This window comes from Paracoccus aminovorans (genome assembly GCF_900005615.1).
Taxonomy (GTDB): domain Bacteria; phylum Pseudomonadota; class Alphaproteobacteria; order Rhodobacterales; family Rhodobacteraceae; genus Paracoccus; species Paracoccus aminovorans.
Map to the genome: position 1 here is coordinate 2,872,055 of NZ_LN832559.1, position 20,904 is coordinate 2,892,958.

Here is a 20,904-nt window from a genome sequence, read left to right on the forward strand (position 1 = left end):
GCGCGGCGGGCGCACGTCCCCGGGTTATCCCGTGCGCCCGCCAATTTTTCGCCGACCCTTCCCGGCCGGTCAGGCGCGGATCTGACGCGCTTCGTCCAGAAGCATGATCGGGATGCCGTCGCGGATCGGAAAGGCGAGGCCCGCGGCATCCGAGATCAACTCTTGCGCCGCGGCGTCGTAGCGCAGCGCGACGTGGGTGACCGGGCAAACCAGCGCTTCGAGCATATGACGGTCGAAGCCGCGTTGGGGGGTGTCTTCGCTCACTGGATCGTCTCCTCGCTGTCGCCGCCATGCAGCGCATATTCCAAGAGCCCGTCCAGAAGCACGCGACGCTGGCTGAGCGTCGGGCATTCCAGCAGGGCCTGCTTTTCCTCGGCGGCCAGCGGCAGCAGCATGGACATCGAGTTCACCAGCGTCTCGTCGTCGGTCGCCTCGGCCGAATCCCAGTCGGTGGACAGGCCGCGCTGCTCCATGTAGCGTCCCAGCCGGGCGATGAAGCCGCTGCGCTGGAAGCCGGCATCCTGTTCGGGATCGGGGCTGAGGTCCGCGGCAAAGCCCGTGCAGTCCACCCGGCCGCGCAGATAGGGGGTGAAGCCCGGCCGCACCTCGGCCAGCCGGAAGCGCGTGATCGCCTTCAGCGAGATCATCAGCCGGCCGTCGTCCAGTTCGGAAAAGGCGACGATGCGCCCGGCGCAGCCGACCTGGGCCAGCGACTCCAGCCCGGATTCGGCCGGCTGGATCATGCCGATCAGCCGGGCGGGGGTCTTGAGCACGTCCTCGACCATCTGCAGGTAGCGCGGCTCGAAGATCTGCAGCGGCAGCCGGGTGCGCGGCATCAGCACCGCGCCCGGCAAGGGGAACAGGGGAATGACCTCGGGCAGGTCGATGCCGCGGGACATGGCCTAGGCAAAGATCAGCGAGGACAGCCGCCGGCGTCCCTTCTGCACCAGCGGATCGGTCGGCTTCAGCGCGTCGAAGACCGTCAGCAGCTGCGCCTTGGCCGCGCCGTCGTTCCAGTCGCGGTCGCGGCGGAAAGCGTCCAGAAGCTGGTCGATGGCCTCTTCGACCTGTCCGGCGGCATGCAGGGCGGTGGCGTAGTCCAGCCGCGCCTGCTGATCGGCCGGATCGGCCTCGACCTTGCGACGCAATTCGTCCAGCGGACCGGCATTGGCGGCCTGCCGCGCCAGTTGCAGCTGGGCGCGGGCGGCCTCGACCGGCGCCGCGCCGGCGACGCTGGCGGGGACCCGGGCCAGTTCCTGCTCGGCCCGGTCCGCATCACCCGCCGCCAGCCAGGCGCGGATCGCCCCGCCCCAGGCCACCGCGTTCTCGGGCTCTTCCTCGAGGATGGCGGCAAAGGTCTCGGCCGCATCCTCGGCGGCGCCTTCGGCCAGCATCGCCTCGGCGGCGTCCAGCGCCTCGGCCAGGCCGCCGTCGTCGCCGGACATGGCGGCCAGCTTCTCGACGAATTGCTTGACCTGGCTTTGCGGCACCGCGCCCTGGAAGGCGTCGACCGGCTGGCCCTGGAAGAAGGCATAGACGGTCGGGATCGACTGCACGCGCAGCTGGCCGGCGATCATCTGGTTTTCGTCCACGTTGATCTTGGCCATGCGGACGCGGCCCTTGTGACGGGCGACCTCGGCCTCCAGCTGCGGGCCGAGGGTCTTGCAGGGGCCGCACCAGGGCGCCCAGAAATCGACGATGACCGGCACCGTCATCGAGGCGTCGATGACATCGGCCATGAAGGTCGCCTCGGTCACGTCCTTGATGATGTCGGCGGGGGCTTTTTCGGCGGGGGCTTGGCCAAGCTCGAGCATCGGAATTCCTCTTGCGAACGGGTTGTCCCCTAGATGGAGCAGCGACCGGGGCGATGCAAGGTCGCAACGTCGCCGCCCCCGGCAGGCGCCGGCGCGAGGGCGCCACCGGGACGGGACGCAGTGAGGTCCCGACCCCGCGCGACATGTCGAACTGGCGCCAAAAAGAGAGCCCCGAGAGGGCATCTGCCGGAAGATCATTCCGGATCCGACGAAAACCGGTCAAGAAATCGACGGCAAACGCCCGTTTGCGGCGAGTTTCCCAGATCCCAGGCCGGCTATGCCGCTGCGTTTTCCGCTGCCTGCTAGAGGTCGAAACGCGCCAGCACCGGAACGTGGTCGCTGGGCTGTTCCCAGCCGCGCACCGGACGCAGGATGCGGCTGCCATGGCCGGCGTTGGCGATGTCGGGCGTGGCCCAGATATGGTCCAGACGCCGGCCCTTGTCGGCCGCGTCCCAGTCCCGGGCCCGATAGCTCCACCAACTGTAGAGCCGGCCGTCCGGAATGTCCTTGCGGGTGATGTCGACCCACTTGCCCGCATCCTGTGCCGCGCCCAGATGCTCGACCTCCAGCGGCGTGTGGCTGACGATCTTCAGAAGCGCCTTGTGGTTCCAGACGTCATCCTCGCGCGGGGCGATGTTCAGATCGCCCACCATGATCGAGCGGGCCGGATTGTCGGCGTGGAAGGCATCGCGCATCTCGGTCAGGAAATCCAGCTTCTGGCCGAATTTCAGGTTCTGCTCGCGATCGGGAATGTCGCCGCCGGCCGGAACGTAGAAATTGTGGATGGTGACGCCGTTTTCCAGCCGGGCCGCGACGTGGCGGGCATGGCCCAGCCCGGCATAGTCGCGATCGCCCGCATCCGCGAGCGGCAGCTTCGACAGGATGGCGACGCCGTTATAGCCCTTTTGGCCGCGCGCGACGATGTGGCGATAGCCCAGCGCCTGGAAGCCCTCCAGCGGGATCTTCTCGACCGGGCTCTTGATCTCCTGCAGGCATAGGACGTCCGGCGCCTCCTCGGTCAGCAGGCGCGCGACCAGGGCCTCGCGCAGGCGGACCGAGTTGATGTTCCAGGTGGCAATGGTGAACATGGCAGCTCCTTTTCGGGAACGGACCCTAGGGGCGGGGGCGTGGCTTGTCCACCGCGTGCTCTCCCCACCTCCGGCGGGGAAACCCGACCCCCCTCTTCTTCGTTCAGAAATACTCTCGGGGGGTGCGGGGGGCGAAGCGCCCCCGCGGGCCGGGCCGACGGAAAACCCGGCCGCCGGTGGGGCCGGGGCCGGGTCGTCATGTGGCCGCATCCTCCGACCACTGGGCTTCGCAGGCCAAACCCGCGGGCCGGCCGCGGGTTCCGCCGGTAAACCTTTATCAGGCGACCAGCCGATAGCCGCCGGACTCGGTCACCAGCAGCCGGGCGTTCGAGGGGTCCGGCTCGATCTTCTGGCGCAGGCGGTAGATATGCGTCTCCAGCGTGTGGGTGGTCACGCCGGCGTTGTAGCCCCAGACCTCGTGCAAGAGCACGTCGCGCGGCACCACGCCGTCCTGGGCGCGATACAGGAACTTCAGGATGTTGGTTTCCTTTTCCGTCAGCCGGATCTTGCGGTCCTTGGCATCGACCAGGATCTTCATCGCCGGCTTGAACGTATAGGGACCCAGCTGGAAGATCGCGTCCTCGGACTGCTCATGCGTGCGCAGCTGCGCGCGCAGGCGGGCCAGCAGCACCGGGAACTTGAACGGCTTGGTGATATAGTCGTTCGCACCCGAATCCAGCCCCAGGATGGTGTCGGCATCGGTGTCGTGGCCGGTCAGCATGACGATGGGACACTTGACCCCCTGCTTGCGCAGCCGCTTGCACAGCTCGCGCCCGTCGGTGTCGGGCAGGCCCACGTCCAGCACCACCAGGTCGAAGATGGCGCCCTTGCTCTTCTCGACGGCCTCGTGGCCCGAGCCGGCCTCGAAGACCTCGAAATCCTCGGTGGCGGCCAGCTGCTCGGCCAGGGCCTCGCGCAGGTCCTCTTCGTCGTCGACCAGCAGGATCTTTTTCAGTCCGGCCATTCTTGCCTCCTTTGGCGTTATGACGGAAAACTGTGGCGCGGCGCGCAAGGCGTCCAGCGGTTTGCAGCAATTCTCACATGGAGTTGTCGGAAATCCGCCCTATGTTTCAGATTGTTTCAACCCCGCTGGCCCGATGACCCTGATCCCGACCCTGACCGAGACCCTTTCGCGCGCCCGCGCCGACCTGCGCATGGGCCTGCCCGTGGTCATCGGCGGCCATCTGGTCGCCGCGGTCGAGACGCTGGCCGCCCCCCGGCTGCAGGCGATGCGCGCGCTCGGCCCCGCCGTTCTGGCGATCACCGAGCCGCGGGCCGAGACGCTGAAGGCGCGGGTCTACGACGGCGACCTGGCGCGGGTCGAGGTGCCGGGCGACGCCGATCTGTCCTGGCTGCGCGCCGTGGCCGATCCGGCGGGCGACCTGATGACGCCGATGAAGGGGCCGTTCCGCAGCCCGCGCGGCGGCGATGTCGCCGCCCATCGCGCCGGCATCGCGCTGGCGAAATCGGCGCAGCTGCTGCCGGCGGTGCTGGTGGTGCCGGTGGCCGCCCCGCCGCAAGAGCTGACGCGGCTTTCGCCCGGCCCGGCGCTGGCGCAGATGGCGGCCGAGGCGGCGATGGCGCCGGTGGCCGCCGCCCGCCTGCCGCTGCTGGCGGCCGAGAACGCGAAACTGCACATCTTCCGCCCCGACAATGGCGAGGCCGAACATTACGCGGTCGAGATCGGCGCCCCCTCGCGCACGGCGCCGGTGCTGGCGCGGCTGCATTCCGCCTGTTTCACCGGCGACGTGCTGGGCAGCCTGAAATGCGACTGTGGTCCGCAGTTGCATGCCGCGCTGCAGGCCATGGGGCAGGCTGGCGAAGGCGTGCTGCTGTATCTCAACCAGGAAGGCCGCGGCATCGGGCTGGCGAACAAGATGCGGGCCTATGCGCTGCAGAACCAGGGCTTCGACACCGTCGAGGCCAACCACCGCCTGGGCTTCCAGGACGACGAGCGCGACTTTCGCATCGGCGCCGGCATCCTGCGCCGCATGGGTTTCGGCGCGGTGCGGCTGATGACCAACAATCCGCGCAAGGTCGCCATGCTGGAAAGCCACGGCATCGCTGTGGCCGAGCGGGTGCCGCTGGTCACGCCGCGCAACCGCCACAACACCGGTTACCTGGACGTCAAAGCCGCGAAATCCGGGCATCTGCTGTGATCCGCCTGACGCCGATGGGGCTTTGGGCCCGCGGCCGGGTCCTGCCGTGCAGCATCGGCCGTGGCGGGCTGACGCCGACCAAGCGCGAGGGCGACGGCGCCACGCCGCTGGGTCGGCACCGCATCGTCGGGCTGCTCTATCGGCCCGACCGGATGGCGCGGCCGGCGGCATGGGCGCAGCCGATCCTGCCCGGGGACCTGTGGTGCGACGCCTCCGGGCATCCGGCCTACAACCACGCCACCCGCGCGCCCTTCGCCGCCAGCCACGAGGCGATGCGCCGGCCCGACCCGCTTTACGACATCGTGCTGGTCACCGACTGGAACTGGCCGGATGCCCGGCCGGGCGCAGGTTCGGCGATCTTCCTGCACCAATGGCGCCGGCCGGGCTTTCCGACCGCCGGCTGCATCGCCATGGCCCGGCGCGACCTTGCCTGGCTGGCCTCGGTGCTGCGGCCGGGCGAGGAGCTGCTGGTCCCCGCCCTGCCCCGCTGGCCCGCGCGACGGCGCCAGGATCAGCGCGCGGTATAGCCGCCGTCCACCAGATGATAGCTGCCGGTGATGAAGCTCGCCCGGTCCGAGAGCAGGAAGGCCACCAGCGCCGCCACCTCCTCGGCCCGGCCCAGCCGACCGACCGGGTGGCGCGACACCAGCATCTGCTTCGTCTCCTGGTCCATGTGGTCCAGCAGCGGCGTGTCGATGAAGGCCGGGCCGACCGAGTTCACCCGGATGCCCTGCGTCGCATATTCCATCGCCGCGTTCTTGGTCATGCCGACCACCGCATGCTTGGCCGAGACATAGGCCGGGGCGCCGTCGAAGCCGACCGATCCCAGGATCGAGGCCATGTTCACGATCGCCCCGCCGCCCGATTCCAGCATCGCCGGAATGCCGAAACGCATGCCGTAGAAGACGGCGTTCAGGTTGATGTCGATGACTTTCTTCCAGCCGTCCAGCGGATATGCCCCGGTCGGGGCGCTGGGGCCGCCGATGCCGGCGTTGTTGACCAGCAGGTGCAGCCCTCCCAACGCCTTGGCGGCATCGACGGCCTTGCGGACCTGTTCGGGATCGGCGACGTCGCCGGCGACCGCCTTGGCCTTGCCGCCGGCTGCCACGATCTTCGCCGCCGTGGCCTGGGCGGTCTCCTCATGCAGGTCGGCCGCCACCACCGTGGCGCCCGAGGCGGCAAGCTCCAGCGCTATGGCCTCGCCCAGCCCCGAACCGGCGCCGGTGACCAGGGCGATCTTGTCGTCGAAGCGAATGTCCATCGGATTCTCCTGCGCTGTTCCGGCAGGGATCATAGCCCGGCGCAAGGCGCCGCGTCCCTGCGACCGATCGCATCAACGCCGGGGTGGCCCGCGGGTTTCGGCTACCAGGAGGCTGCCGAAGACGTCCCGCGACGGGGCATAGTCGAGCAGAAAGCGGAAAACTTGCCCCGAACCGGCCGGAATGACCTGCCTTCCGACCGGAATTTGGCCGGTCTGGAACAATTTCGTCCCGACACCCTCTCGGAATACTTCTTCAGCAGCCTGCTAGAGCGGTCCCGTCCGCCACAGCCGCACCTTCAGCCCGCCATGGGCGACATAAGGTCCCGGTTCACGGAACGGCAGGCCGGTGGCGCGGGCCAGTTGCGCGTCGCTGGTCACCAGCCCCACGCGCCAGCCGCGGAAGCGCATGCGCAACACCTCGCCCATGGCCGCGTGCAGGCAGAAGAGCGGCCCCTTGTTGCCGATCCGCGCGCCATAGGGCGGGTTGACGATCACCAGGCCGGGCGGGCCTTCGGGGCGCTGCAGTTCGGCAACGGCGCCGGTCTGGAAGTCGGTAAGGTCCTGCACGCCGGCGCGCTCGGCGTTCTCGCGGCTCATGCGGATGGCGCCGGCGTCGCGGTCGCGGCCATGGTGGCGCAGCGCCGGTGCGGGCGGTGCGGCAGCCGTCGCCCGCATCGCCTGCCACGCTTCGGGATCGAAAGACCTCAGCTGCTGGAAGGCGAAGTCGCGCAGCCGGCCCGGGGCCAGCCCGGCGGCGATCTCGGCCGCCTCGATGACGAAGGTGCCCGAGCCGCACATCGGATCCAGCACCGGCTCGCGCCCGTCGAAACCGCATTGGCGCAGGAACATCGCCGCCATGGTCTCGCGCATCGGCGCCTTGCCGACGGCCTGCTTGTGGCCGCGCTTGTGCAACGATTCGCCCGAGGTATCCAGGCTGAGCGTGCAAAGATCGTCCTCAAGCCGGATCTTCAGCGTGACCGGGGCATCGTCGGCGAAGGCGACGCCCAGCGTATCGCGAAGGGCGGCCTCGACGCGCTGGATGATGGCGCCGGCGTGATAGATGCGCGACTTGCGGCTGGTCGCCTCCAGCCGCAGCGGCACCTCGGGGCGCAGCCAGTCGGCCCAGGGAAAGCGGCGCGCGCGCTTGTCCAGCTGCGCCGGGTGCATGGCACGGAAGGCGCCAATGCGGGCCAGCACGCGGGTGGCGCCGCGCAGATGCAGGTTCGCGCGCCAGACCTCGGGCCAGCCGCCGGTGAAGGCAACGCCGCCGGGCTGGACCTGCGCGTCAAAGCCCAGCGCCCGCGCCTCGGCGGCCAGCGGCTCTTCGAGGCCGGGGGTGGCGACCAGGAAGATCTCCATCCGCGCGGGATCGGCGGCCAGCGGCGCGGCTTCGGGCCGGGGGGTGTCGGAAAGGGGCGGCTTGCGGGCGGGCTGGGTCTTGCGGGGCGTCATCTGGTTCCGGCGGCGAAAGGCCCCGCATCATGCGCCCTGGCGCCGGCGAAGGCAATGCGGCGGAATTGCCGCCGGTGTGGCGACAGTCTTCCGCGACTGCCGCCGTTTCCGGCGCTTCGTGCGGCGCTTATCTTGGGCGCAAGGATCAAGGAGACCATCATGGCCACAAGCGACGCGCCCCTTCAGGTCAGCCAGGTTGCGCTGATCGTGAACGACCTCGACCGCGTCGGGGATTTCTACCGCTCGGTCATCGGGCTGGAGCGCCTCTCCGGCAGCGGCGAGGACCTGGTTCTGGGCGCGGGCGACCTGCCGTTGCTGGAGCTGCGCCGCGACGCCGCCGCGCGCCGGCGCCCGCATGAGGCGGGGCTGTTCCATACCGCCTTCCTGCTGCCCGACCGCCGGGATCTGGGTGCCTGGCTGCGGCATGCGGCCGGGCGGCAGCTGCGGCTCGACGGCGCCTCGGACCATCTGGTCAGCGAGGCGCTGTATCTGCGCGACCCCGAAGGCAACGGCATCGAGCTTTATGCCGACCGTCCGCGCGCCGCCTGGCAGACGGATGGGCGGCAGGTGCGGATGGATACCCTGCCCCTGGACCTGCAGACCCTGGCCGCGGCTGCCGACCGGCCCTGGACCGGCGCGCCCCAGGGCAGCGTGGTCGGCCACGTCCACCTGCAGGTCGGCGACATCGCCGAAGCCGAGGCCTTCTACATGGGCCGGCTGGGCATGGATCGCAGCGCACAGGTTTTCGGCGCCAGCTTCTTCGCCACCGGCGGCTATCACCATCACCTGGCGGGCAACATCTGGCAGAGCCGAGGGGCCGGCCGCCGCAGCCCCGACTCGACCGGCCTGGCCGAGGTGGTGCTGGCCGCCGATGCCGCGGCGATGGCCGCGCTGCCGGGGCAGGCACTCACCGATCCCTGGGGCACGCGGTTCAGGATCGCCGCGAAGGGCTGAGCGGCACCGGGGGCTCTGCCCCCACGCGGCACCGCCCCCTCAATGGGGGCGAGGCCGCGTTCCCCCGGAGCATGTGCGAAACGGTGAAGATCAGGCAGGACGCCAAAGGCCGCTGCGGCGGGTGAAGCGAAGCTGTTCGGGCGGGCGAAAGCCGGGCTCGTCCATCGGCGCGACATGGCGTTCCACCCGCAGGTTGGGCCCGTCGAAGTCCAGGGTGGCGAATTCGTTCTGGCGATCTCCGGGGCGGGCGCAAAGCGCCGTGCCCGCCTGCACCTGAAGGATCGGCCGGCCGCTTTCGCCCTGGAAGGCGCCGATCGACCAGAGATGCAGGTGCCCGGTCAGCACCAGCTGCACGCCCTGGGTCTCGAATCGGACCAGGGCGTCGGGGGCGCCCTTCATCAGCGCCTTGTCGACCTCGGGCCGCTGCTGCATCGGGTGGTGCAGGGCGGCGATGTTGACGCAATCGGGCTGGATCGCCGCGACCACGCGCGCGACCTGGGCCGAAGAGATGGCGCCGCGCTGCCAGGACATCGGATCGACGCTGTTCACGCCTTGCACGCGCACCGCCCCGACATGGCCCACCGGCTCCAGGTTGCGGGCGATGGCGCGGCGCCAGCGGCGATAGGGCCGCATCATCCGGTCCGCCAGCTTGTAGAGCGGGATGTCGTGATTGCCCGGCACCGCGATCAAAGGCGCCTCGATCCGGCGCAGGAACGCCGCGGCTTGGGCGAATTGCGCCGAGCGGCCGCGATGGGTCAGGTCGCCTGTCACCACCACCAGATCGGCGCGGGCGGCATTGACCAGGTCCAGCAGCGGCTCGACCAAGGCCACGCGTTCATAGCCGAAATGCAGGTCCGACAGGTGCAGGATCCGCGTCATGCCGCGTCGCGGCCCCCGCTGCCCGCCGGCACCAGGACCTTCAGCGCGCCCTTGCGCACACGGATGCGAAAGGGCGAATCCATCCAGGTCTTTTCGCCGTCATGGGCGACATATTCATGGGCGGGCAGGGTTTCCAGCGCGATCTCCTCGGCGCAGACCAGGTTGAAATCGGCATAGCGCGCCGTCTTGCCCAGGGCCAGCCGCAGCGCCGAGCGCACCAGCGGCCAGGGCCGCCGGGCCCGCGCCACCAGAAGCGCGAGCTGGCCCTTGCGCACGCAATCCGCACCCTCCAGCCCGAAACTGTCGAGCTGGTAGGCGCTTTTCGCCACGAAGGCCAGCGCGGTGGTGAAACGCCGCTCTTCGCCGCCGGCGCGCACCACCAGCCGCAACGGGTGGCGCAGGTTCCACATCGCCGCCACCGCCGACCAATAGGCGGCCAGACGTGAACGGCCCCAGCGCCGATAGATGCTTTCGCGCCGCCGCAGGATCTCGGGATAGGCGCCGAAACTGACGTTGTTGAGAAAGATCATGCCGTTCATCTCGCCCACGTCGACATGGCGCAGAACCGGGGCGTCGAAGATGCGCAGCGCCTCCTCGACGGTTTCGCCCGAGCCGAGATCGCGGGCGAAATAGTTGAAGGTGCCGCCGGGGATCACCGCCATGGCGGTGTCGCTGCCGGCGACGGCGCTGGCCACCGCGGCCTGGGTGCCGTCGCCGCCGGCCGCGACGATCAGTTCGACCCCGCGCGCCACCGCGTCGCGCGCCATCTCGGGCAGGGTGGCGCCCTCGTCGGTGCCGTGGATTTCCAGCGCGGCGACCCTGTCCTGCAACAGGCGGCGCAGCTCTTGCGCGATGTCCTGGCCCTGCTTGCGCCCCGAACCCCGGTTGACGATGACGCAGACCCGCGCCCCCGCAAGGTCGAAGCCGCTTTCGGCGGCCGGTTCGCCCTGTCCTGTCATGCCCCTTGCCCCCTGGTGCTGGCTCCCCCTCGCAACCCGGTTCGGACGCCGGAGGTTCCGCAGCGCTTCCGGGCCTTTCCGTGCAGCCGCCCCAATCCTGATCTTTTTACTTGTCTTTGCCCGGCCGCTTTGACAGATTGCGCGCGGGAAGCCAAGGGAAGGGGTCGACAGGCCCTGTTCGGCTCGTCTGCTCCCTGGCGGAGCTGCGGCCATTTCGCCACCCGGCCATCGGTTACTGACCCAAGTGGGAGAATTCTGCCCCAGATCTGAACGCGGCATGTCCATGACTGCGCGAGGCGCGTCATCCCACCGCTGCGCAGCCCGTTCGGACGGGGAGGAAAGTTCTTTTAAAAGAGATGCATCATGAACATCCGCCTGTCCGAGGCGCCCAAGACATCGGCGTCATCCGTGCCTGATCCGGTCCTTTTCGGCTTCAACGGGCCTTCGGGTCATGTGCTTGGCCGCGGCGCGGCCCGGCGGCTGCCCGCGGGCAATGCCGCCACACTGGGCAGCCGGGTCGCGACGGCGCTGGCCTCGGTCGGGGCCGAGGAGCTGATCGGCGGCGCCCTGCCCTTCGACCGCCGGGCCGAGGATTGCCTGTGGCAATGCCGCCGCGCCCCGGCGCCCGAGCCGACCGGCATCGCGCCCCGCGGCCTGCCGCTGCCGGACTGGCGGCTGCGGCACCAGCCCTCGGCCACGGATTACGCCCGCGCCGTCACCCGGGCGCTGGCGATGATGTACGAGGAATCCGGCCGCCAGAACGCGCTGGAAAAGATCGTGCTGGCCCGCACGCTTCTGGTCGAATCCCAGGCGCCGATCCCGGTCGAGGCGCTGATGTCGCGGCTGCATGCCGATCGCACCGTCACCGCCTTCCGCGTCGCGCTGCCCGCCGGTCCGGCCCATCCGCAGGACCGGGTGCTGTGCGGCGCCACGCCCGAACTGCTGGTGCAGAAGACCGGGCGGCTTGTGCTTTCGCATCCGCTGGCCGGCTCGGCGCGGCGGCTGGCCGACCCGGTCGCCGACCGCGAGGGCGCCGAGGCGCTGGCCGGCTCGGCCAAGGACCACCGCGAACATGCGCTGGTGGTCGAGGCGATCCTGGACACGCTGTCGCCCTATTGCCGCGACCTGTCCTGCCCCGAGGGCACGACCGTGACCTCGACCCGCAGCATGTGGCATCTGGGCACCCGGATCGAGGGGCGGCTGCGCGACGAGGACACGCCTTCGGTCGTGCTGGCCTCGGCGCTGCATCCGACCCCCGCCGTCTGCGGCGTGCCCACCATGCGCGCCGCCAAGCTGATCGCCGAGCTTGAACCCGTCGCCCGGGACTTCTATGCCGGCGCCGTCGGTTGGTGCGACGGCAAGGGCGACGGCGCCTGGTATGTCGCCATCCGATGCGCCGAGATCAGCGGCCGGCAAGCGCGGCTTTACGCGGGCGCGGGGATCGTCCCCGGCTCGGACCCGATGGCCGAGGCCGCCGAGACCGGCGCGAAATTCGGCGCCTTCCTGGCCGCGCTGGGCCTACCGGCCGATGCCGGGCTGGAGGGCCTGCGCAAGGACGGAGAAGACTGATGGCCCTGCCCGGCATCGCCCCCTACGACCCGCCGATCCAAGGCGAACTGCCGCAGCCGCGCGGCCCCTGGCAGCCGCGCCGCGACCGGCTGGCGCTGCTGGTCCATGACATGCAGCGCTATTTCTGCCGCCCCTTTCCCGAGGGCGCGCCGCTGGCACCGGTGGTCGCGAATATCGCCCGGCTGATCGCCGCGGCGCGGGCGGCGGGGGTGCCGGTCTTCTACACCGCGCAGAAGGGCGACCAGTTCCGCCCCGATCGCGGTTTGCAGGCCGACCTCTGGGGCCCGGGGATGAACGCCATCCCCGAGCATGAGGAGATCCTGCCGGAGCTCGCGCCCGCCGCCGGCGATTTCGTCCTGCACAAGCACCGCTACAGCGCCTTTCAGCGGTCGAACCTGGAGCATCTGATGCGCGCGCGCGGCCGCGACCAGCTGATGATCTGCGGCATCTATGCCCATATCGGCTGCCTCGCCACCGCCGCCGAGGCGTTCCAGCGCGACATCGAGGCCTTTGCCGTCGCCGACGCCCAGGCCGATTTCTCACGCGAGAAGCATGATCTGGCGATGGGCTGGATCGCGGCGACCTGCGGGGTGCCGCTGACGACGGATCACGCCCTGACCGCGCTGGGAGAGGAATGACATGCAGCTGACCGGATTTCAGGGCAAGACCGCCATCGTGACCGGCGCCGCCGGCGGCATCGGCCGGTCGGTCGTCGCCGCGCTGGTCCAGGCCGGCGCCCGCGTCACCGCCGCCGACACGCTGGCCGCTCTGGAGGCCGCGCCGGTGCCGGGCGTGCCGAACCGTGTGCTGGACGTGCGCGACGGTGCGGCGGCCGAGGCGCTGGTGGCCGAGGTCGAGGCCGAAAACGGCCCGCTGGGCCTGGGCGTCCATGCGGCGGGAGTGCTGGCCATCGGGCCGCTGCTGGATCTGGACCCGAGGGAATGGGACCGCGTGATCGGCGTCAATACCACCGGCACCTTCAACGTGACCCGCGCCTTCGGCCGGGCCATGGCGCGGCAGGGCAAGGGCGCCATCGTCGCGGTCAGCTCGAACGCCGCCGGCATCCCGCGGTTGAACATGGGCGCCTATGCGGCGTCCAAGGCGGCCGCGACCATGACGATCCGCTGCCTGGGCCTGGAACTGGCCGGCCAGGGCGTGCGCTGCAATATCGTCGCGCCGGGCTCGACCCTGACGCCGATGCAGACCGGCATGTGGACCGAGGACGGCGGCGCCGGCGAACGCGCGGTGATCGAGGGCAGCCTGGAAGCCTATCGCACCGGCATCCCGCTGCAGAAGCTGGCGACGCCCGAGGACATCGCCGGCGCGGTGATGTTCCTGCTGTCGGACCAGTCCGGCCATGTCACCATGGCCGACCTCTACGTCGACGGCGGCGCCACGCTGCGGGCCTGACGGGCGACCAAAGACTTCCGCAGGATGGAAGGGCGCGGCGATCCCCGCGGCCTCCGCCCTTCCGCCATGCGCGCGCCGATGGCCAAGGCCGCCATGGCAATCGCTGCGCTACACCCGCGCCGATCCCTCGGGCCAGCGCCGCAGCGGCAGCAACGTCGGCAGTCCCCGCTCTCGGACGGGGCCGGCACGCATCGGATGTGCCGCGTTCTTCAGGTCGGCAGGCCGCAGTTCCGGCCGGAACCGGCAGATCCGCCTCAAATCGGCCGCGAGATTTGCACCGGAACCGCTTCCACCACCATGCCTTCCCAGCAACCTTTTGCGAAAGGTTGGGGGACGGAAAAATCGTTCTGGGCCTGACAGGATCGGCTGGAAAACAAGGCATTTGCAGGCAATGCAAGGCAAGTTTCCTGTTTTCCGATCCAACGCGCGCCGGTGCGGGGAACTGTGCGCCGGCCTAGAGCCGCTTTGCGGGCAATTCGAGGCAAAATTCCTGTTTTCTGGTCCAATGCGCCCAGCCGCGGCGGCTTTTTCAGCAGCCCGCTACAGCCGCGAGGCGATCAGCGCCCACCAGTTCGCCAGCGTGGGCTCGCGGGCCAGTTCCTCGAAACCGGCCTCAACGCCCATCTGCTTCAACTCGCTGGCGAAGGTCATCACCGCGATGGAATCGAGCCCATAGAGCACCAGGTTCTCGGCCGGGTCGATCTCGCAATCGTCCTCGATCATCTCGGCCACGCGGGAGGCCAGCCATTCGGGGCTGAGTTCGGTCTTGTCGAGCATGGTTCGGTCCTTTCAGGCGGTGGCCGCCGCGAGGCTGTCGCGCAGGCGGCGCTTGTCGATCTTGCCCACCGCCGTCAGCGGCAGCTCGGGCAGGAAGCGGAAACGGTCGGGCAGCTTGTATTCGGCGACGCCCAGCTCCAGCAGATGCCGGCGCAGGGCCGGGGGCGAAAGTTTCTCCAGCCCGTCGCGCAGGACCAGGAAGGCGCAGCTCTTTTCGCCCAGATGCGCGTCGGGGGTCGCGACCAGCGCGGCATGGGTGATGTCGGGATGGCGCAAGAGCAGGTTCTCGATTTCCTCGGCGGCGATCTTTTCGCCGCCCCGGTTGATCTGATCCTTGATGCGGCCGACCACGCGCAGATTGCCGTCCACCCGCACCACCACGTCGCCGGAATGGTAGAAGCCTTCCGAATCAAAGGCCTTCGCATTGTGTTCCGGGCTGCGGTAATAGCCGCGGAAGGTATAGGGGCCGCGCGTCGCCAGCGCCCCGGGGGTGCCGTCGGGGACCGGGCGGCCGTCCTCGTCCAGGATACGGACCTCGTCGTCGGGGCTGATCGGGCGGCCCTGGGTGGTGAAGATCACCTCGGCCGGCTCGTTCGGGCGGGTGTAGTTCACCAGCCCCTCGGCCATGCCGAAGACCTGCTGCAAGCGGCAGCCCAGGCGTTCCGGCACCCGCCGGGCGGTGGCCTCGGCGAAGCTGGCGCCGCCGACCAGCATCGATTCCAGACTGTCCAGCTGGGCGCGGCGCGACGGGTCCTCTTCCACCGCGCGCAACCATAGGGCGACGGCGGGCGGGACCAGCGGGGCCATGGTCACGCGCTCGGCCGCGATCAGGGGGAAGCAGCCCAGCGGCTCGGGCGAGGGCGCCATGACCACGGTGCCCCCGGCGTGGAACACGCCCAGCGTTCCCGGCGAGCTGAGGGTGAAGTTATGCGCCGCCGGCAATGCGCAAAGAAAGCGCGTGGCCGAGGTCACGCCGCAGATCTCGACGCTGGCGCGGATGCTGTAATCATAGTCGTTATGCGTGCGCGGGATCAGCTTCGGCGTACCGGTCGAGCCGCCGGACAGCTGGAAGAAGGCCACCTGGTCGGCGGGCGTGGGACCGGCGCCGGAAGGCAGTTCGCCGGGCTGTTCCAGCCGGCGCGCCAGGCTCAGCGCCGGGTCGTCCTCGCCCAGCAGCAGCACATGTTCGACGCCCCCGGCGCGCAGTTCCACGGCGAAGGCGTCGTCCCGGAACAGCTCATGCGCGCGCGACGCGATGACCACGCGCGGCGCGATCTGCTGGGCATAGGCGGCAAGCTCCAGCCGGCGGTGGCTGAAGAGCGCGTTCACCGGCACCACGCCGATGCGCAAGAGCGCGAAGAACACGGCAAAGAATTCGGCGACGTTCGGCAGTTGCACCAGCGCGGTGTCGCCATGGCCCAGCCCCTGCTCGGCCAGATAGGCGGCCAGGTTGCGCGACTGCCGGTCCAGGTCGGCATAGCTGAGGCGGCGGCTGCCGCAGACCAGCGCCTCGGCCTCGGGTCCGGCGGCCATCTGGGCGTCCAGGATATGGGTCAGGGGCTGGTCGATCCAGTAGCCCGCCTGGCGATAGCGTTGCGCAAGATCCCGGGGCCAGGGGCTGAATTCGATCATGGACATACCTGTTTGCGGCGGCAGATTTCTTCGACGGCAACGACCCGCTCAGGGCACCGCCGGCGCCTTGACGGGGATCAATTGTTGAGTATTTTTATCCCGCTCTCTCTCTCGAAGCAAGCCAGCCGCGCCCGGGCGTCCGGAAAGCCAGCTCTCCCTCTCATTTTCAGGCAGCCGACCTCCTTCAGCGGAGCGGGGATTTCATGACGCACCATCAGGCTGACGGGCTTTGGATGCCCTTGACGCTGGCCCAGCTGGATTTCTGGGAAGAGTTCCGTTTCCACCCCGGCGAAGCCGTCTCGACGGTGGCCCATGCCGTGGAATTGCGCGGCGTCGCCGATCCGCCGGCACTGGCGCGCGCCATCCAGGCCACCATCGCCGAGACCGACATCATGGCGCTGCGCTTCAGCCTGGGGCCGGACGGCCAGCCGGTCCAGCGCATCGCGCCCACGCGGCGGCCGCGGTTGCGCCGCCTGGACCTGTCGGGCCGCGCCGATGCCCGCGCGCAGGGCTTTGCGCTGATGCAGGCCGATGTCGATTCGCCGCTGGACCTGCTGGAACAGCCGCTGGCCGCGCAATGGCTGATCCGGCTGGGGGCGGACCATTACCTGTGGTTCAACCGCGGCCATCACATCGCGCTGGACGGCTATGCCATGGGCCTGATCGAACGGCGCTGCGCCCGGCTTTACGCCGCGGCGCTGGACGGCGGCGATCCCGGCCCCGGGCTTGGCCGCTTCGCCGCCTATCTGAACGAAGAGACCGATTACCGCGCCAGCCCGCGCCACGCCGCCGACGGCCAGCACTGGGCCGGGGTGCTGGCGGCCGAGCCGCGGCCGCGGGTGCTGCGCAAGGGGTCCGAGGACTACCCCGCCGAAAGCCTGGCCACGGCCAGCGACCTGTCGGCGTTGCGCGGGGCGCTGATGCGGCAGGCGCAGGCGACGGGGATGGGCTGGCCAGACCTGCTGACCGTGCTCTGCGCGGCCTGGGCGGCACTGAACCTGCGCGACGGCTCGGCCCGGCACCGGCAGGACCGCGGCCGCATCTCGATGCCGGTCTGGCTGCCCTACATGAGCCGGATGGGCAGCGTCGCCGTCTCGGTCCCCGCGCTGGTGGTGAACATCCTGCCGCTGGACGTGTCGCTGTCGGAAACCGAGCCGCTGTCCCAGGCGCTGGCCGGGCTGGGCGCGCGGCTGCGCAAGCTGCGCCGCCACGGCCGCTATCGCATCGAACAGATCGCCGAGGATTACGGCATGGCGCCGCGCAGCCGCTTCTTCTTCTCGCCGCTGATCAACGTGCTACCCTTTGACGAGGCCCGCTTTTCGGGCTGCGACACCCGGCGCCATGTGCTGTCGAACGGGCCGGGCGACGGCTTCAACATCACCATCCGCGGCGACGGCGAGGCAAACGGGCTGGACCTGCTGATCGAGGCCGATCCGCTGCTGACCCCGCCGCCGGAATTCGCCCGGCTGTCGGCGGGCCTGCCGCGTTTCCTGGCCGCCGCGCTTCAGCCCGAGAACCTGTCCCTGCCGCTGTCGACCCTGGGCTGAGCGGGTCATTCCCGATAGGGAATCGTCGCCTCTGCCCCCGGCGCGGTCCGGCGGCCGGGCAGGTATTCGCGGCTGACGCAGCCCGCGGCGTCGCGGTCGCGCAGGCCGGGCGGCCGGTCCTCGGGCAGCTCGAAATCGGCGCATAGCCGATAGCTGCGCGGCCCGGTGACCTCGTAGCGATAGGGCTTGCCGGTGAAAGGGTCCTGCAGCCGCGCCTGCCAGTCGCAGTCCGGCGTCGGCGCCAGCACCTGGGGCAGGCGGCGGTGGTCGTGCTCGGCCAGGCAGCGCACCAACCCGGCCAGCGCCGAAAGGTCGCTGTCGCGCTGGCGGTCGCGCCGCTCCTTGCGTGCCTCGGACGGGCCGCCGGTCAGGACCAGCCCGGCGCCGACGGCCAGCGCCGCCAGCAGGCCGATGACAAGGGCGGGCCAACCGCGGCTAGTCATTCAACTCGTCCCGGTAATAGGCAAAGACCAGCACCGCCATCCCGGCGACCAACGCCGCCTTGGCGGCGAAGCGCGCGGTCAGTTCGCCGTTCAGCAGCGCATAGACGGCATAGATGCCGTCGCCCAGGAACACCAGCGAGGCGACCAGCAGCGTCAGCGAGGCGAACCATTTGCGCACCAGCGACCGCCGCGGCCCGGCATCGCCCCGGCTCATGCGCGCGACCTTGCGGTTCAGGAACAGGAACAGCGGCGCGAAGCCGATCAGCGAGGCGATGGACCAGCGCACCGAACTGCCGCCGCGATAGGTCCAGCCCTCGGCCGGGTCGGGGATCAGCCGGTCGATCATGCCCATGCCCAGGTCGCAGACATGCCAGGCGACCATGCCCAGCGACAGGAACAGAAGCCCATAGAGCAGCGCCTCCTGCGCCGAGGCATAGGGCCGCGGGCGCGGCACCGGCGGCAGTCCCGGCGCCGCTTCCCAGCCCTGGATCGCCTCGTCGATCTCGGGGCCGGACCAGCCGGCCTGGGCCAACGCCTGGGCGATCTGCTGGCGGCTGCCGCCCTGCGCCATGGCATGGCGCACGAATTCGGAAAGCTGGTCGGACGGTTTCATCGGCACCCCTCTGCCCGGCAGTTTCGGCATGCCGGCCCCGGGGTCAAGCCCGGTCGCCTCCGCCTGCGGGGGCGCCGCGGCCGGGCCTGACAAGGGGGCCGAAAATTTTCCCGGACGCGGCGATTTTCCCCTTGCACGGCCCCGCGCGGTCCCATAAATGACGCCTCACCGAAGGCCAAGCGGCCTTGGGACATGGAGTGCGGGCGTAGCTCAGGGGTAGAGCATAACCTTGCCAAGGTTAGGGTCGTGAGTTCGAATCTCATCGCCCGCTCCAGAATTCTTCCTTCGGGAACAGCGGACAGCGGCCTTCGGGCCGCTTTCGGCGTTTCAGCCCCTGCCCTTCGCGCGGCGCCTGGGCTCTGGCCTTTCGCGGCGAATCGGGTCTAGTGTGCCCGCATTGTTGCCCCGCCTGTCATTCGGGACATCCGTCAGGAAACGCTGCCGCGACTCGCAACCCCCCTCCTCCGATTCGCGGCCAGCCCTAGCGTGAGGTACATATGTCGGCTTTGGAATCTCTGGTCGAAAGCAAGCTGCACAGCCTGTCCGCGCCGCTGGCGCTGCGCCTGCCCTCGGGCCGGCGGCTGGGCCCTCCCGATGCGCCGGTCACCCTGGCCTTCCAGACGATGGCCGGGCTGCGGCACCTGGCCTCGGGCCGGCTGGGCCGGCTGGGCGACGACATCGTGCGCGGCCAGGTCCGGGTCGAGGGCAGCATGCGCGACCTGATGCAGGTGGTGGCGGCCCTGGTGCCTGCGGGCGGCCAGGCACAGCTGCCGAGCCCCTGGCAAAGGTTCAAGAATCGCCTCAACTCGGTCCTGAACCACAGCCGCGACCGCGACGCCCAGCAGATCCGGGCGCATTACGACGTCTCGAACGATTTCTATGCGCTGTGGCTGGATCCGTTGCGCGTCTATTCCTGTGCCTATTTCGCCGAACCGCAGATGGATCTGGCGGCGGCCCAGGTGGCCAAGCTGGATCTGATCTGCCGCAAGCTGGACCTGCGCCCGGGCGAGCGTTTCGTCGACATCGGCGCCGGCTGGGGCGGGCTGTTGCTGCACGCCGCGCGCCACTACGGCGTGGATGCGACCGGCATCACCCTGTCGCAGAACCAGTACGACCATGTGAACGGGCTGATCGCGGCCGAGGGGCTGGGCGACCGGGTTCGCATCCAGATCTGCGACTATCGCGACCTGCGGCCCGAGCGGCCGTTCGACAAGCTGGCCTCGGTCGGCATGGTCGAGCATGTCGGGCGCGCCAACATGCCGACCTATTGCGAGATCCTGTGCCGGCTGGTCAGGCCGGGCGGCATGGTGCTGAACCACGGCATCACCGCCGCCGGCCTGGACGACGCCATGGTCGGCGGCGGCTTGGGCGATTTCATCGAGGATCACATCTTTCCCGGCGGCGAGCTGATCCACGTCAGCCACGCCATCCGCACCCTGTCGCAGGCCGGGCTGGAGATGGTCGACACCGAGAACCTGCGGCCGCATTATGCCCGCACGCTGTGGGCCTGGTCAGACGCGCTGGAATCGCAGCTGCCCGAGGCCGAGGCGGTGCTGGCCCGCGCCATGCCCGCCGATCGTGCCGGCGAGGTGCTGCGCGCCTATCGGCTGTACCTCTCCGGCTGCGCGCTGGCCTTCCAGCAAGGCTGGGTGGCGCTGCACCAGATCCTGCTGATCCACCCCGACCCGACGCAGCAGGATGGAGACCTGCCCGGCACGCAATCCGGCTATCCCTTCCGCCGCGACCATTTCTATCGCTGAACCGCCTCTGCTCGGGGGCGGACCCGGATCAGGCCTGCGGGCCCATCAGCCCGCGTTCCTGGCCTTGCGGGGCACGGTGCCTTCCGCGCCATGGCGGGGCGCTCCGGGGTAAGGACCATGCCCCTTGTACCGCTGATCGTCCCGACCTGGCAGCAAATGCCAGCTAGGGGAAGATCCAGAAGCGCGCGATACCCCCTTGACCCAGGCGATCGAAAACCCTAGCAAACGCGAGGCTCCGGCGGGTTGGCGGAGAGGTTACGCAGCGGATTGCAAATCCGTGAAGACCGGTTCGATTCCGGTACCCGCCTCCAATATTTTCAATAGCTTGCGGCACCTTTTCGGTCATATCGGCCTCGGTTTGAAACGAGCGTTGAAACATTCACGTTCCGCTCTTGTTCTGTTCTGCGCGGTTTCTGGCGTCCTGCGCACGCCGCGCCAGTTTGCGCTGGCGGACCCGGCCGCCGTATTTCTTCAGCATCTCCACGCCTGAATGGCCGATCACGGCCTTCACCATCTCGTCATCACAACCGGCCTGATAAAGCTCGATCGTCGCGTTCTTCGTATGCGGCGGCTGCGCCCCATTGATT

Annotated in this window: 22 protein-coding genes and 2 tRNA genes; 10 read left to right on the forward strand and 14 right to left on the reverse strand. The window is 69.8% G+C overall.

The window, feature by feature from the left end:
• Nucleotides 1–69: 69 nt before the first annotated feature.
• From JCM7685_RS14295 to JCM7685_RS14315, 5 genes are all read right to left on the reverse strand, one after another.
• Entirely contained in the window at nucleotides 70–225 is a 156-nt protein-coding gene (locus tag JCM7685_RS14295; RefSeq protein WP_139218109.1) for a Trm112 family protein, read from the reverse strand.
• A gap of 35 nt (nucleotides 226–260) precedes the next feature.
• Complete coding sequence (locus tag JCM7685_RS14300) at nucleotides 261–899, reverse strand: LON peptidase substrate-binding domain-containing protein (protein WP_074969287.1); 639 nt, start codon at nucleotides 897–899, stop codon at nucleotides 261–263.
• A 3-nt stretch (nucleotides 900–902) separates the two neighbouring features.
• On the reverse strand, nucleotides 903–1,814 hold the full coding sequence (locus JCM7685_RS14305) for a thioredoxin family protein (RefSeq protein ID WP_074969285.1): 912 nt from the start codon (nucleotides 1,812–1,814) through the stop codon (nucleotides 903–905).
• Nucleotides 1,815–2,116: 302 nt separating this feature from the next.
• Complete coding sequence (locus JCM7685_RS14310) at nucleotides 2,117–2,902, reverse strand: exodeoxyribonuclease III (RefSeq protein ID WP_074969283.1); 786 nt, start codon at nucleotides 2,900–2,902, stop codon at nucleotides 2,117–2,119.
• A gap of 277 nt (nucleotides 2,903–3,179) precedes the next feature.
• A complete protein-coding gene (locus JCM7685_RS14315; protein ID WP_074969281.1) occupies nucleotides 3,180–3,866 on the reverse strand; it encodes a response regulator transcription factor in 687 nt (228 codons plus the stop codon).
• Between the two features lie 133 nt (nucleotides 3,867–3,999).
• Here JCM7685_RS14315 and ribA point away from each other — a divergent pair, with 133 nt between their 5' ends.
• Both ribA and JCM7685_RS14325 read left to right on the forward strand, forming a co-directional pair.
• Entirely contained in the window at nucleotides 4,000–5,061 is a 1,062-nt protein-coding gene (gene ribA / locus JCM7685_RS14320) for a GTP cyclohydrolase II (protein ID WP_074969279.1), read from the forward strand.
• Between the two features lie 14 nt (nucleotides 5,062–5,075).
• Nucleotides 5,076–5,588: a L,D-transpeptidase family protein gene (locus JCM7685_RS14325; RefSeq protein ID WP_170848951.1), complete on the forward strand. Its 513-nt coding sequence runs from the start codon at nucleotides 5,076–5,078 to the stop codon at nucleotides 5,586–5,588.
• Here the strand turns inward: JCM7685_RS14325 and JCM7685_RS14330 are convergent.
• Together JCM7685_RS14330 and JCM7685_RS14335 are read right to left on the reverse strand one after the other, a co-directional pair.
• Nucleotides 5,573–6,322 (reverse strand): SDR family NAD(P)-dependent oxidoreductase, encoded by a 750-nt coding sequence (locus JCM7685_RS14330; protein WP_074969277.1) that lies wholly within the window; start codon nucleotides 6,320–6,322, stop codon nucleotides 5,573–5,575. The genes JCM7685_RS14325 and JCM7685_RS14330 overlap by 16 nt on opposite strands.
• A gap of 264 nt (nucleotides 6,323–6,586) precedes the next feature.
• Nucleotides 6,587–7,774: a THUMP domain-containing class I SAM-dependent RNA methyltransferase gene (locus tag JCM7685_RS14335; RefSeq protein ID WP_083412842.1), complete on the reverse strand. Its 1,188-nt coding sequence runs from the start codon at nucleotides 7,772–7,774 to the stop codon at nucleotides 6,587–6,589.
• A 159-nt stretch (nucleotides 7,775–7,933) separates the two neighbouring features.
• Between JCM7685_RS14335 and JCM7685_RS14340 the strand changes: the two genes are divergently transcribed.
• The gene (locus tag JCM7685_RS14340; protein WP_074969275.1) at nucleotides 7,934–8,728 is read left to right on the forward strand and encodes a VOC family protein; all 795 of its coding nucleotides are present in this window, start codon (nucleotides 7,934–7,936) and stop codon (nucleotides 8,726–8,728) included.
• 90 nt (nucleotides 8,729–8,818) lie between these two features.
• Here JCM7685_RS14340 and JCM7685_RS14345 read toward each other — a convergent pair whose 3' ends face one another.
• Nucleotides 8,819–9,607 carry a metallophosphoesterase family protein gene (locus JCM7685_RS14345; RefSeq protein WP_074969273.1) on the reverse strand — a complete coding sequence of 263 codons (789 nt, stop codon included), beginning with the start codon at nucleotides 9,605–9,607 and terminating at the stop codon, nucleotides 8,819–8,821.
• On the reverse strand, nucleotides 9,604–10,566 hold the full coding sequence (locus JCM7685_RS14350; RefSeq protein ID WP_074969271.1) for a diacylglycerol/lipid kinase family protein: 963 nt from the start codon (nucleotides 10,564–10,566) through the stop codon (nucleotides 9,604–9,606). Before JCM7685_RS14350 ends, JCM7685_RS14345 begins: the two co-directional genes overlap by 4 nt.
• A 363-nt stretch (nucleotides 10,567–10,929) precedes the next feature.
• Here JCM7685_RS14350 and JCM7685_RS14355 point away from each other — a divergent pair, with 363 nt between their 5' ends.
• From JCM7685_RS14355 to JCM7685_RS14365, 3 genes are read left to right on the forward strand one after another with little or no spacing between them, the layout of a single operon-like run.
• The gene (locus tag JCM7685_RS14355) at nucleotides 10,930–12,135 is read left to right on the forward strand and encodes an isochorismate synthase (RefSeq protein ID WP_074969270.1); all 1,206 of its coding nucleotides are present in this window, start codon (nucleotides 10,930–10,932) and stop codon (nucleotides 12,133–12,135) included.
• Entirely contained in the window at nucleotides 12,135–12,773 is a 639-nt protein-coding gene (locus tag JCM7685_RS14360) for an isochorismatase family protein (RefSeq protein ID WP_074969268.1), read from the forward strand. Before JCM7685_RS14355 ends, JCM7685_RS14360 begins: the two co-directional genes overlap by 1 nt.
• A 1-nt stretch (nucleotide 12,774) precedes the next feature.
• The gene (locus JCM7685_RS14365; RefSeq protein WP_074969266.1) at nucleotides 12,775–13,545 is read left to right on the forward strand and encodes an SDR family oxidoreductase; all 771 of its coding nucleotides are present in this window, start codon (nucleotides 12,775–12,777) and stop codon (nucleotides 13,543–13,545) included.
• Between the two features lie 540 nt (nucleotides 13,546–14,085).
• Here the strand turns inward: JCM7685_RS14365 and JCM7685_RS14370 are convergent.
• Entirely contained in the window at nucleotides 14,086–14,322 is a 237-nt protein-coding gene (locus tag JCM7685_RS14370) for a phosphopantetheine-binding protein (protein WP_074969265.1), read from the reverse strand.
• A 12-nt stretch (nucleotides 14,323–14,334) separates the two neighbouring features.
• Nucleotides 14,335–15,954, reverse strand: coding sequence for a (2,3-dihydroxybenzoyl)adenylate synthase (locus JCM7685_RS14375; protein ID WP_074969328.1), 1,620 nt, complete (start codon nucleotides 15,952–15,954; stop codon nucleotides 14,335–14,337).
• A 203-nt stretch (nucleotides 15,955–16,157) separates the two neighbouring features.
• Here JCM7685_RS14375 and JCM7685_RS14380 point away from each other — a divergent pair, with 203 nt between their 5' ends.
• The gene (locus JCM7685_RS14380) at nucleotides 16,158–17,501 is read left to right on the forward strand and encodes a condensation domain-containing protein (RefSeq protein ID WP_083412840.1); all 1,344 of its coding nucleotides are present in this window, start codon (nucleotides 16,158–16,160) and stop codon (nucleotides 17,499–17,501) included.
• A 5-nt stretch (nucleotides 17,502–17,506) separates the two neighbouring features.
• Here JCM7685_RS14380 and JCM7685_RS14385 read toward each other — a convergent pair whose 3' ends face one another.
• Complete coding sequence (locus JCM7685_RS14385; RefSeq protein WP_074969262.1) at nucleotides 17,507–17,944, reverse strand: hypothetical protein; 438 nt, start codon at nucleotides 17,942–17,944, stop codon at nucleotides 17,507–17,509.
• Nucleotides 17,937–18,557: a DUF5671 domain-containing protein gene (locus tag JCM7685_RS14390; RefSeq protein ID WP_074969260.1), complete on the reverse strand. Its 621-nt coding sequence runs from the start codon at nucleotides 18,555–18,557 to the stop codon at nucleotides 17,937–17,939. Before JCM7685_RS14390 ends, JCM7685_RS14385 begins: the two co-directional genes overlap by 8 nt.
• Nucleotides 18,558–18,756: 199 nt before the next feature.
• Here JCM7685_RS14390 and JCM7685_RS14395 point away from each other — a divergent pair.
• The 3 genes from JCM7685_RS14395 (at nucleotide 18,757) to JCM7685_RS14405 (ending at nucleotide 20,628) form a co-directional block, all read left to right on the forward strand.
• Nucleotides 18,757–18,831: transfer RNA gene (locus tag JCM7685_RS14395), tRNA-Gly, on the forward strand.
• A 223-nt stretch (nucleotides 18,832–19,054) separates the two neighbouring features.
• Entirely contained in the window at nucleotides 19,055–20,317 is a 1,263-nt protein-coding gene (locus JCM7685_RS14400; protein ID WP_074969258.1) for a class I SAM-dependent methyltransferase, read from the forward strand.
• A 237-nt stretch (nucleotides 20,318–20,554) separates the two neighbouring features.
• A tRNA-Cys gene (locus tag JCM7685_RS14405) sits at nucleotides 20,555–20,628 on the forward strand.
• Between the two features lie 68 nt (nucleotides 20,629–20,696).
• On the opposite strand, the gene JCM7685_RS20555 is transcribed toward JCM7685_RS14405, so the two are convergent.
• Nucleotides 20,697–20,831: a hypothetical protein gene (locus JCM7685_RS20555; protein ID WP_269458816.1), complete on the reverse strand. Its 135-nt coding sequence runs from the start codon at nucleotides 20,829–20,831 to the stop codon at nucleotides 20,697–20,699.
• Nucleotides 20,832–20,904 lie beyond the last annotated feature (73 nt).

Coding starts and splice junctions, on each gene's coding strand:
- JCM7685_RS14295 (WP_139218109.1), bottom strand. CDS start 225: ATGCTCGAAGCGCTGGTTTGCCCGGTCACCCACGTCGCGCTGCGCTAC.
- JCM7685_RS14300 (WP_074969287.1), bottom strand. CDS start 899: ATGTCCCGCGGCATCGACCTGCCCGAGGTCATTCCCCTGTTCCCCTTG.
- JCM7685_RS14305 (WP_074969285.1), bottom strand. CDS start 1,814: ATGCTCGAGCTTGGCCAAGCCCCCGCCGAAAAAGCCCCCGCCGACATC.
- JCM7685_RS14310 (WP_074969283.1), bottom strand. CDS start 2,902: ATGTTCACCATTGCCACCTGGAACATCAACTCGGTCCGCCTGCGCGAG.
- JCM7685_RS14315 (WP_074969281.1), bottom strand. CDS start 3,866: ATGGCCGGACTGAAAAAGATCCTGCTGGTCGACGACGAAGAGGACCTG.
- ribA (WP_074969279.1), top strand. CDS start 4,000: ATGACCCTGATCCCGACCCTGACCGAGACCCTTTCGCGCGCCCGCGCC.
- JCM7685_RS14325 (WP_170848951.1), top strand. CDS start 5,076: ATGGGGCTTTGGGCCCGCGGCCGGGTCCTGCCGTGCAGCATCGGCCGT.
- JCM7685_RS14330 (WP_074969277.1), bottom strand. CDS start 6,322: ATGGACATTCGCTTCGACGACAAGATCGCCCTGGTCACCGGCGCCGGT.
- JCM7685_RS14335 (WP_083412842.1), bottom strand. CDS start 7,774: ATGACGCCCCGCAAGACCCAGCCCGCCCGCAAGCCGCCCCTTTCCGAC.
- JCM7685_RS14340 (WP_074969275.1), top strand. CDS start 7,934: ATGGCCACAAGCGACGCGCCCCTTCAGGTCAGCCAGGTTGCGCTGATC.
- JCM7685_RS14345 (WP_074969273.1), bottom strand. CDS start 9,607: ATGACGCGGATCCTGCACCTGTCGGACCTGCATTTCGGCTATGAACGC.
- JCM7685_RS14350 (WP_074969271.1), bottom strand. CDS start 10,566: ATGACAGGACAGGGCGAACCGGCCGCCGAAAGCGGCTTCGACCTTGCG.
- JCM7685_RS14355 (WP_074969270.1), top strand. CDS start 10,930: ATGAACATCCGCCTGTCCGAGGCGCCCAAGACATCGGCGTCATCCGTG.
- JCM7685_RS14360 (WP_074969268.1), top strand. CDS start 12,135: ATGGCCCTGCCCGGCATCGCCCCCTACGACCCGCCGATCCAAGGCGAA.
- JCM7685_RS14365 (WP_074969266.1), top strand. CDS start 12,775: ATGCAGCTGACCGGATTTCAGGGCAAGACCGCCATCGTGACCGGCGCC.
- JCM7685_RS14370 (WP_074969265.1), bottom strand. CDS start 14,322: ATGCTCGACAAGACCGAACTCAGCCCCGAATGGCTGGCCTCCCGCGTG.
- JCM7685_RS14375 (WP_074969328.1), bottom strand. CDS start 15,954: ATGATCGAATTCAGCCCCTGGCCCCGGGATCTTGCGCAACGCTATCGC.
- JCM7685_RS14380 (WP_083412840.1), top strand. CDS start 16,158: ATGACGCACCATCAGGCTGACGGGCTTTGGATGCCCTTGACGCTGGCC.
- JCM7685_RS14385 (WP_074969262.1), bottom strand. CDS start 17,944: ATGACTAGCCGCGGTTGGCCCGCCCTTGTCATCGGCCTGCTGGCGGCG.
- JCM7685_RS14390 (WP_074969260.1), bottom strand. CDS start 18,557: ATGAAACCGTCCGACCAGCTTTCCGAATTCGTGCGCCATGCCATGGCG.
- JCM7685_RS14400 (WP_074969258.1), top strand. CDS start 19,055: ATGTCGGCTTTGGAATCTCTGGTCGAAAGCAAGCTGCACAGCCTGTCC.
- JCM7685_RS20555 (WP_269458816.1), bottom strand. CDS start 20,831: ATGGTGAAGGCCGTGATCGGCCATTCAGGCGTGGAGATGCTGAAGAAA.